This is a genomic window from Cognatundibacterium griseum (assembly GCF_014284195.1).
Lineage (GTDB): Bacteria > Pseudomonadota > Gammaproteobacteria > Burkholderiales > Burkholderiaceae_D > Undibacterium > Undibacterium griseum.
Genome location: NZ_JACOGC010000005.1, coordinates 220,688 through 237,633, shown reverse-complemented (window position 1 = coordinate 237,633; position 16,946 = coordinate 220,688). Strand labels below are relative to the sequence as shown.

Sequence of the window (16,946 nt, the reverse complement as noted above, 5' to 3'; positions counted from 1 at the left end):
GACATAAAAAAAGCCGGCCAATGGCCGGCTTTTTTGCAAACAAGTAAAAATTACTTGGAAGCTGGAGCTGCTGTTGCGGAAGCTGCTGGAGCTGCGCCAGAAGCTGCTGCTGCGTCAGAAGCTGCTGCAGGAGCTGGAGCTGCTGCTGGAGCGTCAGTTGCGGATGCTGGAGCTGGAGCAACTGCAGAAGCTGCTGGAGCTGGTGCAGCTTCTTCTTTTTTGCCGCAAGCAGCCAAAGCGATTGCCAACAGGGATACGAGCAAGAGTGATTTTTTCATGTTTGTACTTTCAATAAGTAGATCAAAAAATAAGATCAAAATTTTGCGATGAATAATTACCGGTAATTATCGCTCTATAGGCTTACCCGAAGGAAATTGCTGATGGAACTCACTTTTTCCTTCAAAAGTTTCCTAACCCACGATTATAATGATTTTTCAGGCAATGGAATAGATATTGGCGTCTAATTAGATTTAATTTCATAAATATTTCATATAAGAAAAAAAATTAATCCATTTGCTCGTTATTATATTGATAAACAGTTACTTATTCGAGTTGTCCGCTTCAGTTTATTTCTATCCAGCCATCTTCATACCAGAGACAAAAAGCTTCAATGACGTCAGTTGAAGCAGTTTCTAAGTCCATACCCTCGAGAAAGCGCTGATTGGCCAGCTTGTTGAGCAATGATTTGTCTTCCCGTCCGACAGCAAACGATTCTCCATTAATGAAAATATGTTTACCTTTGTACAGCATGGACGTTTTTAATGAGAGCCGGATTCCTTTTTTGCGTGCTGCCTGTTCAAAACGCTTGGGTGATAAAGGTTTTTCTGGCGACGAGAAATACACGCTGGGTTTGGGTTCGGATAAATACTCTCCGAGGAAAATGGCGATGTCATCCGGCGTAAACTGGATTTTTTGAATTTGTTCGCTGATTTTCTGCAAAAATTCCTGACTGATTTCGGCTGGTTTTGATGTTGCCTGCAGATCTGGATCACTGTAGCGGCCCGGTAAATCAATGGTGTCTGACATGAAATGCAGGAATGCCTCACCGATTTCCTGATAAGCCGGTGCTCTGAAACCAATCGAATAAGTCATGCATTCACCAATTGCCGCCCCATCATGAGCATAATGGGGTGGCAGGTAAAGCATGTCCCCCGGTTCCAGAATAAATTCCTGTTCCGGAGTGAAATGGCTCAGGATCTTCAGGGGCATTCCCTCAATCAATGACAGATCTTTCTGGGCGCTGATTTGCCAGCGGCGCTGGCCATGCGCCTGCAGCAAAAACACATCGTAGGAATCGAAATGGGGACCAACACCGCCGCCGTCCACGGCATAGCTGATCATCAGGTCATCCAGCCGGCTGTCGGGCAGAAAGCGGAATTGCCGCAGTAATTCGTCTGCCTGAGTATGGTGCAGGTTGACACCCTGAATCAGCAGAGTCCAGTCTTTCTTTTGCTGGAGCGGAATTTGATGCAAGGGGCCGCGTTGCATTTCCCAATGCTTGCTGAAGAAGCTGATGAGGCGAGACTCCACGTCATCGCGCTCTGCCATGGAAAATAGCTCCTGGGGCTCAATAAAGGCTTTAAACTGAGGAATTGCTTGACGGATGAGTAAAGGTTTTTTATGCCAGTACTCGCTGAGAAATTGCTCCGGGCTGATGTTGCCCAAAAGACTGATCGGGGAATTAAATTTTTTCATTTTGGCATTATAGGCTTGCCTGCCCGGCAGTTCCAGACAGGTATAATCTGACATCGATAAAATTTTGAAGGATGAAATATGAAGATTGTCAAAAACTCAGTTGTTACAGCCCGTTATAAGCTAACGGATGCGCAAGACAATCTGATCGAGGAAGGCATTGAGCCTATGGTTTATCTGCATGGTGGCTATGACAATATTTTTCCGAAAATTGAGGAAGCACTGGAAGGCAAGGAAGCCGGCTATCACACGACCGTCCAGCTTAATCCGGAAGACGCGTTTGGTGATTATGATGCGGAACTGGTGAAGGTGGAAGCGCGTGACCGTTTTCCTTCACCGCTGGAAGTCGGTATGCAGTTTGAAGGAACCCCTGAAGAATCTGATGATCATGATGGACATATTTTCACCATCACCGATATTGCTGATGATAAGGTCGTGCTGGATGGCAATCACCCCTTGGCAGGCATTGCGCTGCGTTTTACTCTGACAGTAGAGGCAGTGCGTGAAGCTACTGAGGAAGAAGTTGCACATGGTCACGTGCATGGCGAACATGGACACGCGCACGATGATGAAGATGATGGCGATACCGGAGATGAATACCGGACGCATATCATTCACTGAGCCTTTCCTGAGTAAATGAAAAAACCGCAAATTCTTGCGGTTTTTTTATTTTAGATCACGTTAAGTCAATCAAAGACTGCTACTGGCTCGCTAGCGTTTTCAGATCGTACAGCATATCCAGTGCATCTCGCGGGCTTAATTTGTCCGGGTCCAGCGCCATGAGCTTTTCCATCAAAACTGGATTGATCGCCGTTATTATTTCAGGTTCCAGCTCTGGGTGCGGAATGGCTGGAGCCGAAGAAAACAGGTCAAATTGAGGTGTTGCCTGCAGTGATTGTGCCTCCAGTTCAGCCAGATGCTTGCGCGCTGACCGGATGACTGACTGGGGAATGCCGGCCAGTTGCGCTACCTGCAAACCGTAACTTTGCGATGCCGGTCCTGGTTGTACCGCATGGAGAAATACAATATTTTCTTTGTGCTCAACTGCAGACAAGTGAACATTTTCTGCAGTCGGATGCATGTCCGGTAATTGCGTCAATTCAAAATAATGGGTGGCAAACAGGGTGTAGCTTTGCGATACCTGTATCAGATGCCGGGAAATCGCCCAGGCAAGTGCCAGGCCATCAAATGTGGATGTGCCGCGCCCGACTTCATCCATCAGTACCAGCGAATTAGCAGTTGCCGCATTCAGAATGGCAGCAGATTCTGTCATCTCTACCATGAAGGTCGAACGCCCGCCAGCCAGATCGTCCGCAGCTCCGATACGGGTAAATATGCGATCGATCGGCCCAATGACGGCACTTTCTGCCGGTACGTAGCTGCCAATGTAGGCAAGCAGAGTAATCAGTGCCACCTGGCGCATAAATGTCGATTTACCACCCATGTTCGGTCCGGTAATCAACAAGAGTTTGCGTTCGGCAGATAATTCGCAGTCATTGGCAATAAAGCGTTCAATCTGATTTTCCACAACCGGATGTCTGCCCTGACGTATCTGGAGCACAGGTTCCGAAATCATCTGAGGTGCGCACCAGTTATTTTTATTGGCATGTTCCGCCAGGCTGACCAGTGCATCCAGCTGGGAAATCGCTTGCGCGACAGTTTGCAGCAGATGAATGAATGGCAGTAAATCCTGTAACACTTGCTCATACAGAGTCTTTTCCCTGACAAGCGCACGTTCCTGCGCCGACAGCGCCTTATCTTCAAATGCTTTTAATTCCGGTGTGATGTAACGTTCTGCATTCTTCAGGGTTTGCCGGCGACGGTAGTTATCCGGTACTTTGTCACTTTGTCCGTTGGTGACTTCAATATAAAAACCATGCACGCGGTTGTATTCCACCCGCAGGTTGGCAATACCAGTGCGTTCCCGTTCGGATGCTTCCAGCTGTACCAGAAACTGTCCTGCATTTTCAGACAGTGAACGTAATTCATCCAGTTCATGATCGAAACCGGTGGCGATCACGCCGCCATCCCTGACCATCGTAGCTGGCAGCGGCATCAGGCTTCGTTCTAATAAATCGAGGCAATCATCCGGCGTTGCCAGATCCGCCAGGATGCGGCTGAGTACCGTGGTCTGGTTGTCAGCGATACACATGCTCACATAATTACGCAGATTCGGCAGATGCTGCAATCCGTCCCTTAAGGCCGATAAGTCGCGGGGGCGAGCCGACTGCAACGCTATGCGCGTTGTAATGCGTTCAATGTCAGGTATTGCGTTCAGAAGTGCAGACAAGCCCTCGGTCGAGTCGATTTTCAATAAAGCTTTAATTGCTTCGTGTCTTGAAATCGCGACCGACTGGTCTCTCTTTGCATGATGCAGCCAATGCCGCAGCAGTCTTGAGCCCATCGCCGTACGGCAATGATCCAGCAGAGAAAACAGCGTCGGGGACTCTTGCCCGCGCAGCGTTTCGGTGAGCTCAAGATTGCGCCGGGTTGCTGTATCGAGGCCAATAAACTCATGTTCATTTTCAACCGTCAGATTGTTGATATGCTTCAGTCCCCGGCCTTGCGTGTTTTCTGCGTAACGCAACAAGGCGCCAGCAGCCCCCAGAGCCGCACTCAAATGATCTGCACCAAATCCGGTTAAAGAGATAGTGCCAAGCTGTTCCTGGAGTGCTTTTTGTCCTTGCTTCAGATCGAAATGCCAGTCGGCCACTTCCGAAAATTTACCGGGCAATTGTTCGTAATACGTATCTGACAACAAGACGCCTGCCGATATCAGGATTTCTGCCGGACTGATCCGGTCCAGCTCCTGCTGCAAACGCTGCAACAGGGATTTTTCATCGGTACTGATTTCCATCAGTTTCAGATTGCCGCTTGCCAGCGACAACCATGCCAACCCGGCAGTGATTGTTCTTCTGTGCTGCGTGAGGCACAGCGCCAGTAAAGGGCGCTCCGATTTTTCGGGTAATAAATCCGTATCGGTCAGCGTGCCTGGCGTAATGATGCGCATCACCTTGCGTTCGACGGGGCCTTTGCTGGTCGCAGGGTCACCGATCTGCTCGCAGATGGCGGCAGATTCACCGAGTTTGACCAGTTTGGCAAGATAGGATTCCAGTGAGTGAAACGGCACACCAGCCATTTTGATCGGATTGCCTGCGGAGCTGCCGCGTTGAGTCAGCGTGATTCCCAACAGGCGGGATACTTTTTCTGCATCCTCAAAAAAAAGTTCATAAAAATCACCCATCCGGTAAAAAACGAGTGTTTCCGGATGATCGGCTTTGATGCTGAGATATTGCTGCATCATTGGTGTATGGCTGGATTTTTCTATGCTCATAAGTAAGGAGGTGATTTTTATTATTTTAAAATTGTTTTGTCGTGCGACGTGCCATATTTCTCAAAAACATGCTGCACAGTGCACAGGCTGTTCCGGGCATTCGTGACGGGAGGGCAGCATGCGATGGAAAAAGGCAAGCTTTGGGGGCGTTGCAATTGGTGCACATTATAATCTACCGGCATGGCTAATTTTAGGGCAGGGCACTCCATACAGGACCTCTGCCGGACGAATTTCTGTTAAATCATTTCCTTCGGACTGATCGCCCATTATTCTGGAGCGGTCAAGGGCATCAAGGTATAATCATGGTTTTCTCGTCTAACCCGCGATAGTCACCGGGAAACTGAACCTGACTCGGGCTATTGCCTCAACTATCCCTTTTGCCATGTTGATATTGCCAGGCTCCAACGCCCTGTCTGCTTTCCGCTCATCGAATCTTCTCTCCAGACTGCAAGAAATTGATTCCAATATTGTTGGTATCACTGCGCGTTACCAACATTTTGTTGATCTTCATGCAGATCTGCAAAAAAACGAAACCGAACGTCTCGGGGCGATGCTGGAGTATGGCGAACAATTTACCGGGACAGAAGATGGGCTGATGTTTATCGTCATTCCACGCATCGGAACGATCTCTCCCTGGGCCAGCAAAGCGACGGATATCGCGCGGAATTGCGGTATGCGTCAGATCCACCGGATTGAGCGCGGTATTGCTTATTTTATCCAGATGAAATCTGGATTCTTCGGCGGAACCAAAGAACTCGCGCCGGAGCTGCGTGATGCCGTGGCGGCACAATTACATGACCGCATGACCGAGATGGTGCTGACTGATCTGGATGCCGTGAAGGCTCTGTTTTCTGAACTGAAAGCCAAACCTCTGGAATTCGTGAATGTGCTGGAAGGCGGAAAAGCGGCGCTGTTAAACGCAAATAGCGCATTAGGGCTGGCGCTGTCAGATGATGAAATTGATTATCTGGAAGACGCATTTCTGACCGCAAAGCGCAATCCGACGGATGTGGAGCTGATGATGTTCGCTCAGGCAAACAGTGAGCATTGCCGGCATAAAATTTTTAATGCGGACTGGACGATTGATGGTGTGGAGCAGGATAAATCCCTGTTCCAGATGATCCGGAATACGCATGAGAAAAATCCGGAAGGAACCATCATTGCTTACAGCGATAACTCTTCCGTGATTGCCGGGGCGCCGGTAATGCGGTTTTATCCTCAGGCAGCAGCTGGCAATACTTATCAGCCATCTGTGGAAGAGACGCATATCCTGATGAAGGTTGAAACACATAACCATCCGACAGCGATTTCTCCCTTCCCTGGCGCATCGACCGGTGCCGGTGGTGAGATTCGCGACGAAGGTGCGACTGGGCGTGGCGCCAAACCGAAAGCAGGCCTGACAGGTTTCACAGTCTCGAATCTGATGCTGCCTGGTCATGTGCAGGCCTGGGAAAATGCGACTGACTGTGATGGTGACACATTGACTGATGCTGCATATGGTAAACCAGACCGCATTGCTTCCGCGTTGCAGATCATGGTGGAAGGGCCGATTGGTGGTGCGGCATTTAATAACGAATTTGGTCGCCCCAATCTGGCAGGTTATTTCCGTACCTACGAGCAGAATGTTGGCGGCACAGTGTATGGTTACCATAAGCCGATCATGATTGCCGGTGGCATGGGCAATATTTCTGCCCGTCATACCAAGAAAAATGATTTGCCGGTCGGCAGCCTGCTGATTCAGCTGGGTGGTCCTGGTATGCGTATTGGAATGGGGGGCAGTGCGGCGTCCTCTATGGCAACCGGTACCAACACGGCAGATCTGGATTTCGACTCTGTGCAGCGCGGTAATCCGGAAATGGAGCGCCGGGCTCAGGAAGTCATTAACTCCTGCTGGCAACTGGGTGAACAGAATCCGATTTTGTCGATTCACGATGTCGGTGCTGGTGGATTGTCGAATGCGTTTCCGGAAATTACCAACGATGCCCGGCGCGGCGCATTGTTTGACTTGCGTAAAGTTCCGCTGGAAGAGAGTGGTCTCGCACCGAAAGAAATCTGGAGTAATGAGTCACAGGAGCGTTATGTGCTGGCGATTGCGCCGGAATCACTGGCAGTTTTTCAGGCATTCTGTGAACGCGAACGCTGTCCGTTTGCCGTCGTCGGTACTGCAACGGAAGAGCGCCAGTTAAAGGTGATTGATCCTGAGCACAATAATGCGCCGGTCGATATGCCAATGAATGTCTTGTTGGGTAAGCCACCCAAAATGCATCGCAAGGTGGAGCGTGTCAGCAAACAGTTTTCCCCGCTCGATCTGACCGGCATCGAGCTGAGTGAGGTGGTTCAGCGCGTATTGAGTCTGCCAACAGTAGCCGATAAATCATTTTTGATTACGATTGGCGATCGCAGCGTTGGCGCGACCACTGTCAGGGATCAGATGGTGGGGCCGTGGCAGGTTCCGGTTGCTGATTGTGCCGTCACAACCATGAGTTTTGAAGGGTATCTGGGCGAGGCAATGTCGATGGGGGAGCGTACTCCTCTGGCTGTTATCAACGCCCCGGCTTCCGGACGCATGGCTGTGGGCGAAGCAATCACTAATATTGCCGCCGCGCCGATCAGCAAGATTTCGGATATCAAGTTGTCCGCTAACTGGATGGCTGCATGCGGGCAACCAGGTCAGGATGCAGCTTTATTTGACACTGTTAAAGCGGTTGGTCTGGATTTGTGTCCGGCTTTAGGTATCAGTATTCCTGTCGGCAAAGACTCGCTTTCCATGCGTACTACCTGGAAAGATGAACAGGGTGATAAATCGGTCACATCTCCTGTCTCGCTGATCGTTTCAGGCTTTGCACCGGTTTACGATGTGCGTAAAACACTGACACCGCAGATTCGCCTTGATCAGGGTGATACATCCTTGATTTTGATTGACCTGGGTCGTGGTAAAAACCGCCTGGGCGCCTCCTGCTTTACTCAAGTCATGCAGAAAGTTGGAGGCCAGACGCCGGATGTGGATAGCGCAGATGATCTGAAAGCATTCTTCTCTGCGATCCAGCAGCTCAACAGTGAAGGGAAATTACTGGCTTACCATGACCGATCAGATGGCGGCTTATTTGCTGCCTTGTGCGAGATGGCATTTGCCGGACGTGCTGGTTTGTCCGTGAATCTGGATATCCTGACGATGGATCCAGAACATGCTGCTGATCAGGGGGACGCTAAAAACTGGGCTGGTCAGATTGCAGAACGACGCAATGACCAGACTCTGCGCGCGTTATTCAATGAAGAACTCGGTGCAGTGATTCAGATCAGGACAGCGCAGCGCACGGAAGTCATGGATGTGTTGCGTTCATTTGATCTGGGTGCATGCAGCCATATCATCGGCAAACCGGATACGCGCGATGTGATCGAATTCACGCGGGATGCCAAGCAGATATTCAGCCAGAGTCGCTCCTCCTTACATCAGATCTGGAGTAAGACCAGCTGGCAGATCGCCAGAATGCGGGATAATCCGGCATGTGCCGACGCAGAATACGCCCGCTTGCTGGACCTGAAGGACCCCGGTATTCAACCGGTGCTGACGTTTGATATCAATGAAGATGTGGCAGCGCCCTACATTTCCACCGGCGTTAAACCACGGGTTGCGATTTTGCGCGAACAGGGTGTGAATTCTCACATTGAAACTGCTTACGTGATGCATAAGTCCGGTTTCGAAGCGGTGGACGTTCACATGAGTGATCTGATTGCTGGTCGTGTCAGTCTGGCAGAGTTCAAAGGGCTCATCGCTGTAGGTGGTTTCTCTTACGGTGACGTGCTGGGAGCAGGTGAGGGATGGGCCAAGACGATCCTGTTCAATGCCATGATGGCAGATCAGTTCGCGGCGTTTTTCCATCGTCAGGATACGTTTGGTCTGGGTATTTGCAATGGCTGCCAGATGATGAGCAATCTGAAATCGATCATTCCTGGTGCAGAGGCATGGCCGAAATTTACGAAAAACAAATCCGAGCAGTTTGAGGCACGGTTTGCTATGGTGGAAATTATGCCTTCACCTTCGATTTTCTTTGACGGAATGACGGGTACACGCACGGCGATTGCTGTCGCCCATGGGGAAGGTTATGCTGATTTCTCAACTACCGGAAATTTGCAGGATGCGATCAAGGCAATGCGCTTTGTCGATAATCGGGGCGTTGCAACGGAAGCTTATCCTTTTAATCCAAACGGATCACCGCAAGGTATCACGTCTGTTACCAATCAGGATGGTCGCTTTACCGTCATGATGCCACATGCGGAGCGCGTTTTCCGTTCTGCGATTCAGTCATGGCATCCGGATGACTGGAAAGAAGATTCACCATGGATGCGGATGTTCCGTAATGCCAGAAAGTGGGTTGGCTGAATCTGACTGCGGGTGAATCACCTTTAAACAATGGGCAGGTCGTACAAAACGATCTGCCCATTGTTTTAGGTGCCGTTCATATTGGGTGAGTCGTGTCTGCTTGTACTTATCTTGGGTATTTGAAGTTTGTGAAATAACTGCCCAATGAGAGAGATTCAAATAGATTTGAAGTGGTAATCTATATGGAGCAACGAAATTTGTACGAATTTGAAAAGACCCTCGTTCGATCTAAATCAGTACCTCAATGATTACGGCCCCTCGAAGGGGCCATAATCGTCAGTGCCTGAATATCTCAAAACTTTAATGAGACGGCTTGCGTAAGGTGGATTTTTTTGAGCCGGTAATTAGTGACGTTCTACTGTACCGAATGAATAACTCAGTCCGAGGCCGAGCAGATTGCTGTTCAGATTGCCTTTGAGTGATTTCACTCGGCCTGCGTTTAACTGAGCCGACAGATTTTTATTGATCTGGATGCCTAAATATGCCGAAGGCTGGATCAAAAAACCACCATTGGTGTCAACGCCACCGCCACCGGCTGCACCGGCCAGCATTTCTGCACCCACATATAAACCTGAGCTGGTTTTCGGGCTGTGATAGCCAAGTCCGATCAGGCCGACTGAGTAACCACCGGCATTGCCGCTGTATGCACTGTGCGCCTGACCGGTCAGATAAACCGTATCGGTCAGATAGCGATTGAGTTGCAGTGTGATGTTATCCATATCACGTTTGCTGCCGTCTTTGCGGGCAGCATTGAAATAATGCTGGGTGCCGCCTATCCACTCATTGGCGATGACGGTAGAACTGCTGGACTGACTGAACGGGTGATCGAGATCCCATTGCAGAGCCACAGAACCGTAGGTGGCGCGGAAATTCCCGTTGGGTGAATCCACTAAGCCGCCTTCTAGATTGACATGGAAATTTTTGCTGAGATTGGCACTCGCATACACACCGGCTTTAAGCATGATGCCGCCACCCACTGACACTGCACCGCCACCACCCATACCCAGATCGAAGCGCGTGCCGATTTTAAAGTTGTCATTGAATACCGGCATTTCGGCGCCAATAGTGCCCAGATATTCGGCATAACCCGCCACGCCGCCGCTACCAGCGCCATTGGCTTCCAGTCCGACAAATACCCCAGGTGTCAGGAACCGTTCCATGCGGGTGCCGACATAAGTAATTGATTGCTGCAGTGGCGCGCCGCTGATGAATCGTGAATTACTACGGGGCTGATAGCGGCCGAATACCGCCATGGCACGGTCAAAACCAACACCAGTGCGGGTTGATAATGGCCGGTTATGATCCCCGGAAGACGCACTGGTATGTAAAAACTCGGTATCGAAATCGACGACCAAGCCGATTTGTTTGCTGCTGATGTAACCGTTTGGGAAACGAACCTGAGAAGCAGAAATACCTGCTTTATACCCTCCGAAATCCCACATCAGATCAGCGTGAGGACGCAACATCAGGCCGCCGCCAACCAGTGAAGTTCCGCCGCCACCGCCGCCAACGTACATGCCGGTTTCGAGATTCAGTTTCGATATCAGTGGATGGCGCCAGGCCAGTTCGCCGCCGATGGTATAGAAACCGCCGCGTTTGCCGCTGACTGAACCGTATACCGATGGTCCGAAATACAGTTCAGGTGCGATCTGGATCAGATAGCTGGTGTTAATCATTCCCATGTTTTCACTACCGGGAAGTTTGATTTTTTCCAGACCAAGGTGAAGTGAAGCGGTTTCTTTCTCTACAGGCATGGCGTTTTGATCCGGTTCTGCGGCCATGGCTGGTCCGGCAAATAAACCGGAAAAAACAATCATCAGAGCGCTTGTCATCGCTGAATATTTGAGTGGGCAGGGCTTCATAAGCGGTGTTTGTATTTTGATAAAAACCTATTTTACCTTACAGGAATTCAGCAACGAAAATTTGCTTCGCTGGGTGCTCGCAGCTTGTCGCATTAAAGATGCAATCTCTGCGTTCTTTAACGGAAATTGTATTGGTAAGGGGGTTTTGGGGATGATTTTGTTTGAAAAGTAATTTTTTGAAGTTAGTGAAACATTTTTAGTTACGTGAATTGATGTGTTTAATCGGAAATAAACGGGTGTTTACCATGCTGTTCATCGCATACCGTTGTCATTGATTCGCCAATAATGGCATCTGTGAATGAGTGTCAACGCATCATGGTTGGTGCAGAAATATAACAGGAGTCGGCAATGGCCGAAGAAAGCGATCTCGAAAGAACCGAACCGGCCTCGCCCAAGCGCCTTGAACAGGCGCGGGAAGAGGGCGATGTTCCGCGGTCGCGCGAATTGTCCACCGCAACGATATTGCTGGCTGCTGGTGGTGCTTTGTGGACAATGGGCGATACGCTGATCAGTCATTTAAATCAGAATCTGATTGCCGGTTTGACGCTGGAACGTGAAGTGGCATTCGATTTTAATCTTTTGATTGGCAAGATTGGTTCGGGGTTGCTGGATGTGATGCTGGCGTTTTCTCCCGTTGCAGTATTGCTGATGCTGGTTGCCTTAGGGTCACCTTTACTGATTGGCGGATGGTTGTTCAGCGCAAAAGCATTGGAGCCAAATTTTGGCAGGCTCAATCCAGCTTCTGGCCTGGGCAACATGATATCTGCCCGCGCCGGAGTCGAGTTGCTGAAAGCTATTCTGAAAACAGTGCTGGTTGGCAGTGTGGCCTGGGTCGTCATCATGGGGCAGAAAGAGGCGATTTTTGCATTACCTCTGGAGAATGTAAAACTGGGGACAGGCCACGTCGGGTACATGATGGCAGTCAGTTTTATGTCGATCGTGGCGGCACTGATCCTGATTGCCGCGATTGATGCGCCTTATCAGATGTGGCATTACGCAAACAAACTGAAAATGACGCATCAGGAAGTGGTGCAGGAGTCAAAAGAAGCCAATGGTAATCCGCAGATCAAAGCCAAGATCCGCCAGCAGCAGCGCGAGATGGCACGCCGCCGCATGATGGCGGAAATTCCTAAAGCCGATGTGGTGGTCACGAACCCGACGCACTTTGCTGTGGCGTTAAAATATACCGAAGGCGGCATGCGCGCACCAAAGGTGGTGGCAAAAGGGGCGGATGAGGTTGCAGCAAAAATCCGTGAACTGGCGAAAGAGCATCAGGTACCGTTGCTGGAAGCACCACCACTGGCGCGGGCCTTGTTTAAGCATACCGAACTGGGCGATGAAATTCCTGAAGGTTTGTATGCAGCAGTGGCGGAAGTTTTGGCGTACGTGTTCCAGTTACGGGTATACCGTGAACGTGGCGGGGTGCGGCCTGAGGAGCCTCTGCAGCTGAATGTTCCGGCTGAGATGGACCCGAATAATCAAGCAGGAGTGATGGTATGAATAGCCTGAAGTTACCGCTGTGGATGAGCGGGATTAATGGCCGGGCGCTGGCTGCGCCGTTGTTGATTGTGCTGATGCTGGCGATGATGATCTTGCCTTTGCCGGCATTCGTCCTGGATGTGTTTTTCAGTTTCAATATCGCGATTGCGGTAATCGTTTTACTGACCAGTCTGTACACGGTAAAGCCGCTGGATTTCATGGTGTTTCCGACAGTGCTGCTGGTCAGTACCATGCTGCGCCTTTCCCTGAATGTGGCATCAACTCGTGTGGTGCTGACCGAGGGGCACACCGGCCCGGATGCCGCGGGTAAGGTGATTGAGGCATTCGGACACTTCCTGATCGGTGGCAATTACACGGTCGGTATTGTCGTGTTCATTATTCTGACGATTATTAACTTTACCGTGGTGACCAAGGGTGCAGGCCGTATTGCGGAAGTCGGCGCCCGTTTTGCTCTGGATGCGATGCCTGGCAAGCAGATGGCGATTGACGCGGATCTGAATGCAGGCCTGATTGCGGAGCAGGAAGCACGCCGTCGCCGGACGGAGGTGGCGCAGGAGGCCGAGTTTTACGGCGCGATGGATGGTGCGTCAAAGTATGTGCGCGGTGATGCTGTTGCCGGGATTATGGTCACGGTGATTAATATCGTCGGCGGCCTGATTGTCGGCATGGTGCAGCATGATCTGGATTTTTCCTCTGCGATTAAAAATTACACCTTGCTGGCGATTGGTGACGGTCTGGTAGCGCAGATTCCATCGCTGATCATTTCTACTGCTGCCGGTGTGGTGGTATCGCGGGTCGCCAGTGAGCAGGATATCAGCGGGCAGCTGATCGGACAGCTGTTTGCCAAACCGCAGGTGATGTTCATTACCGCTGCCATCATCGGTGGCATGGGCATTATTCCCGGCATGCCACATATCGCTTTCGTGCTGCTGGCAGCGTTATTGGCGGGTGCCGGTTATCTGGTTCGTAAAAAGGCGGAGCAGGGGGCTGCTGCGGCTGCGGATGCAAAACCGGAGACGCAGGCAGCAGCTGCGCCGGAGATGGAGGAAGCAACCTGGCAGGACATCTTGCCGGTTGATACGCTTGGCCTGGAAGTGGGCTACCGCCTGATTCCGTTGGTGGATAAAGCCCAGGGAGGCGAGCTGCTGCGCAGGATAAAAGGAATACGCAAAAAATTTGCTCAGGAAGTCGGTTTTCTGTCTCCGCCGGTGCATATTCGTGACAATCTGGAACTCAAGCCATCTGCTTACCGGATCGCTTTAAAAGGTGTTGAGGTCGGCGCAGGGGAGGCAGTGAATGGTCAGTATCTGGCGATTAATCCGGGTATGGTGACTGGTCCCTTGCCTGGTGTGGAGACGACCGATCCGGCTTTTGGTCTGCCGGCTATCTGGATAGACGCCAGCCTGCGTGAGCAGGCGCAGTCCATGGGGTACACCGTGGTAGATGCGGGGACGGTGATTGCGACGCACCTGAATCATCTGATCACCACGCATGCGGCAGAATTGCTGGGGCGCCAGGAAGTGCAGCAACTGCTTGATCATCTCGCCAAGGAAATGCCGAAGATGGTGGAGGACCTGGTACCGAAACTGTTGCCTTTGTCAACCTTGCAAAAAGTGCTGCAGAATCTGCTGACAGAAGGCGTCCATATTCGTGATATGCGCACCATCATTGAAACGCTGGCAGAGCAGGCAATGCATACACAGGATGCCAGCGAGCTGACCGCCCAGGTGCGGGTGGCATTAGGACGCGCCATCGTTCAGCAGATATTCCCGGGCACCAATGAATTAAGCGTCATGACGCTTGATAGCCGGCTGGAGCGTTTGCTGATGCAGGCGATGAATACCGGTGGGGCAGAGGCCGCTGCGCTGGAGCCGGGTCTGGCCGATACATTGACATCCCAAACTGAAAATGCAGCGCGGCAGCAGGAGCAGATGGGGCTGACGCCTGTGCTGCTGGTCCCCGCGCCTTTACGGGCTTTGCTGTCAAGATTTTTGCGCAGAGCTTTGCCTCAGCTGAAAGTGCTGTCGCATGCCGAATTACCTGAAACAAAAACTATCAGAGTCACCAGTCTGGTCGGAGGGCAATCATGAATGTGAGAAAATTTACTGCTAACAGTTCGCGCGAGGCATTGCGTATGCTCCGGGATGCACTTGGGGCGGATGCGGTGATTTTGTCGAACCGTAATGTCAATGGTAAGGTTGAAATTATGGCAATGGCGGATGAAGCGATGCAGTCGATTGCACCAGATTCCCATATTGCCTCTGCTCCTGCTTCCGAAGCCTCTGAGATTCCGGCTTTTCAATCCGAACAGCGTTTATTTACGCCGCGTCAGGGGGGGGCTGATCAGATGCTGCCAGGCTCTTCCGAGTTGCAGGACATGATGAGCGAAATCCGTTCCATGCGCAGCATGCTCGAATCCCAGCTTGCAGAGCTGTCATGGTCAGCGACCCAGAAGCGTGAGCCGGTCAAAGCAGGGGTGTTGAAAGAAATGCTGGCGGCCGGACTCAGCGCCAGCCTGTCCCGTTTTATGATCACGAAATTACCGGAGGGCGAAACGCTGGAGAGCGGTATCGAATGGATCAAGTCGGTTCTCGCCAGAAATTTGTCAACAATTGATAATGAAAATGAAATTCTTGAAAAGGGCGGTGTTTATGCGCTGGTAGGACCGACAGGTGTCGGCAAGACCACCACCACCGCCAAGCTGGCAGCGCGTTGTGTGATGCGTCATGGGCCATCCCAGCTGGCTTTGATCACCACAGACGGTTACCGTATCGGTGGTTATGAACAGCTGCGTATTTATGGAAAAATTCTGGGCGTGATGGTGCATGCCGTGAAGGACGAAAGCGATTTGCGGATTGCTTTGTCTGAATTGAAAAACAAACATACAGTCCTGATTGATACTGTCGGCGTCAGTCAGCGGGACAAAATGGTGACAGAACAGGTCGCGATGCTGTCGGGTGCGGAGCATGGCGTGAAACGCCTGCTATGCCTGAACGCCACATCGACTGGTGAGACGCTCAGCGAGGTGGTGCGTGCTTATCAGGGAACTGGTCTGGCAGGATGCATTCTGACCAAACTTGATGAAGCCGCAACGATAGGTGGCGCACTGGATATTTCGATCCGTCAGAAACTGAATTTGTACTATGTGGCAAGCGGGCAGCGAGTGCCGGAAGATTTACACGTTGCGAACAAACAATACCTGATCGATCGCGCCTTTAAACTCAAGCGTGAAACGGCACCTTTCCGTTATCTCGATGAAGAGTTGCCTCTGTTAATGGCGGGCGCCTCGGTGGCTGCCCGTGCACGCCAGGCCTCCCGGGAGGTGTCTCTTGGCTAATATCGATCAGGCAGATGGCTTGCGGCGTTTGCTGGCCGCACCGCGCCCACGGGTGCTGACTTTTTTGTCTGCTCTGAAGGAAGATGAAAAAAGTCGAATGCTGGTGAATCTGGGGGTGACGCTGGCGCGGCAGGGACATCAGATTCTAATGGTGGATGCGCAGGCAACCAGCGGAAGTATTGGCGCATGGTTTAATGCCAGAAAAGACCGTACCTTATTGGATGTGGCACGACAACAGCGTACAATGCAAGAGGCTGTCAAAAACATCGTACCGGGTTTGTCAGTCACCATGCTGTCAGGACAGGCCGGGCTATCATCCTGTTTGCCAAAAGAAAGTGCGCGCTTGTTGTCGCGGACATTTGACCTTGTTGTGCATCGTTCGGATCTGGTGATTGTGGATGGAGAAATGGATGCTAACGATGCATTTCCGCTGACCTCTCTGGACGATGGAGAACTGGTTGTTCAGGTGTCGCCTGATCCGGCAGCAATCAAGGCAGCCTATGGTCTGATCAAACGTATGAGCGGCAGAATGGGACGGCGTTCTTTTACGATTCTGGTATCTGGCGCTTCAGAAAAAGAAGCAAATTTGATTTATGCAAATATGGCACAGGCATCTCAGCGTTATCTTGCTGTACCGCTGCATTTTGCCGGCTGTGTGCCTGATGATGAGCATGTAAGAAAAGCGGCGCATGAGGGGCGATCGGTCATTGATGCTTTTCCTAAAGCACGTGCTTCGATGGCATTTTCCAGACTGGCAGGCCAGTTTGCTGCCACTGCGCGGTCGGCATTGTGTCCGGAAAGTTTTTCTGGTCAGGGTGTTGGCCTTGGAATTTAATTTAT

11 protein-coding genes are annotated in these 16,946 nt (G+C 51.1%); 7 read left to right on the top strand and 4 right to left on the bottom strand.

What is annotated here, in order from left to right; genetic code table 11:
- Positions 1 to 50: 50 nt before the first annotated feature.
- Both H8K27_RS16555 and H8K27_RS13415 read right to left on the bottom strand, forming a co-directional pair.
- Positions 51 to 278, bottom strand: a complete 228-nt coding sequence (locus tag H8K27_RS16555; protein ID WP_223827256.1) for a hypothetical protein — start codon at positions 276 to 278, stop codon at positions 51 to 53.
- Between the two features lie 283 nt (positions 279 to 561).
- Positions 562 to 1,695, bottom strand: a complete 1,134-nt coding sequence (locus H8K27_RS13415; RefSeq protein ID WP_186863681.1) for a cupin domain-containing protein — start codon at positions 1,693 to 1,695, stop codon at positions 562 to 564.
- A 78-nt stretch (positions 1,696 to 1,773) separates the two neighbouring features.
- Here H8K27_RS13415 and H8K27_RS13410 point away from each other — a divergent pair, with 78 nt between their 5' ends.
- On the top strand, positions 1,774 to 2,313 hold the full coding sequence (locus H8K27_RS13410) for an FKBP-type peptidyl-prolyl cis-trans isomerase (protein ID WP_186863680.1): 540 nt from the start codon (positions 1,774 to 1,776) through the stop codon (positions 2,311 to 2,313).
- 79 nt (positions 2,314 to 2,392) lie between these two features.
- On the opposite strand, the gene mutS is transcribed toward H8K27_RS13410, so the two are convergent.
- Positions 2,393 to 5,026, bottom strand: coding sequence for a DNA mismatch repair protein MutS (gene mutS, locus H8K27_RS13405; protein ID WP_186863679.1), 2,634 nt, complete (start codon positions 5,024 to 5,026; stop codon positions 2,393 to 2,395).
- Positions 5,027 to 5,408: 382 nt separating this feature from the next.
- Here mutS and purL point away from each other — a divergent pair, with 382 nt between their 5' ends.
- Positions 5,409 to 9,407 carry a phosphoribosylformylglycinamidine synthase gene (gene purL / locus H8K27_RS13400; protein WP_186863678.1) on the top strand — a complete coding sequence of 1,333 codons (3,999 nt, stop codon included), beginning with the start codon at positions 5,409 to 5,411 and terminating at the stop codon, positions 9,405 to 9,407.
- Positions 9,408 to 9,751: 344 nt separating this feature from the next.
- On the opposite strand, the gene H8K27_RS13395 is transcribed toward purL, so the two are convergent.
- The gene (locus tag H8K27_RS13395) at positions 9,752 to 11,188 is read right to left on the bottom strand and encodes a hypothetical protein (protein ID WP_186863677.1); all 1,437 of its coding nucleotides are present in this window, start codon (positions 11,186 to 11,188) and stop codon (positions 9,752 to 9,754) included.
- Here H8K27_RS13395 and H8K27_RS13390 point away from each other — a divergent pair.
- From H8K27_RS13390 to H8K27_RS13370, 5 genes are all read left to right on the top strand, one after another.
- The gene (locus H8K27_RS13390) at positions 11,187 to 11,441 is read left to right on the top strand and encodes a hypothetical protein (RefSeq protein ID WP_186863676.1); all 255 of its coding nucleotides are present in this window, start codon (positions 11,187 to 11,189) and stop codon (positions 11,439 to 11,441) included. The two genes, H8K27_RS13395 and H8K27_RS13390, sit on opposite strands and share 2 nt — an antisense overlap.
- 176 nt (positions 11,442 to 11,617) lie before the next feature.
- Positions 11,618 to 12,769: a flagellar biosynthesis protein FlhB gene (gene flhB, locus H8K27_RS13385; protein ID WP_186863675.1), complete on the top strand. Its 1,152-nt coding sequence runs from the start codon at positions 11,618 to 11,620 to the stop codon at positions 12,767 to 12,769.
- Positions 12,766 to 14,859, top strand: a complete 2,094-nt coding sequence (gene flhA, locus H8K27_RS13380; protein ID WP_186863674.1) for a flagellar biosynthesis protein FlhA — start codon at positions 12,766 to 12,768, stop codon at positions 14,857 to 14,859. Before flhB ends, flhA begins: the two co-directional genes overlap by 4 nt.
- The gene (gene flhF, locus H8K27_RS13375; protein WP_186863673.1) at positions 14,856 to 16,106 is read left to right on the top strand and encodes a flagellar biosynthesis protein FlhF; all 1,251 of its coding nucleotides are present in this window, start codon (positions 14,856 to 14,858) and stop codon (positions 16,104 to 16,106) included. Before flhA ends, flhF begins: the two co-directional genes overlap by 4 nt.
- Positions 16,099 to 16,941, top strand: a complete 843-nt coding sequence (locus tag H8K27_RS13370) for a MinD/ParA family ATP-binding protein (protein ID WP_186863672.1) — start codon at positions 16,099 to 16,101, stop codon at positions 16,939 to 16,941. Before flhF ends, H8K27_RS13370 begins: the two co-directional genes overlap by 8 nt.
- Positions 16,942 to 16,946 lie beyond the last annotated feature (5 nt).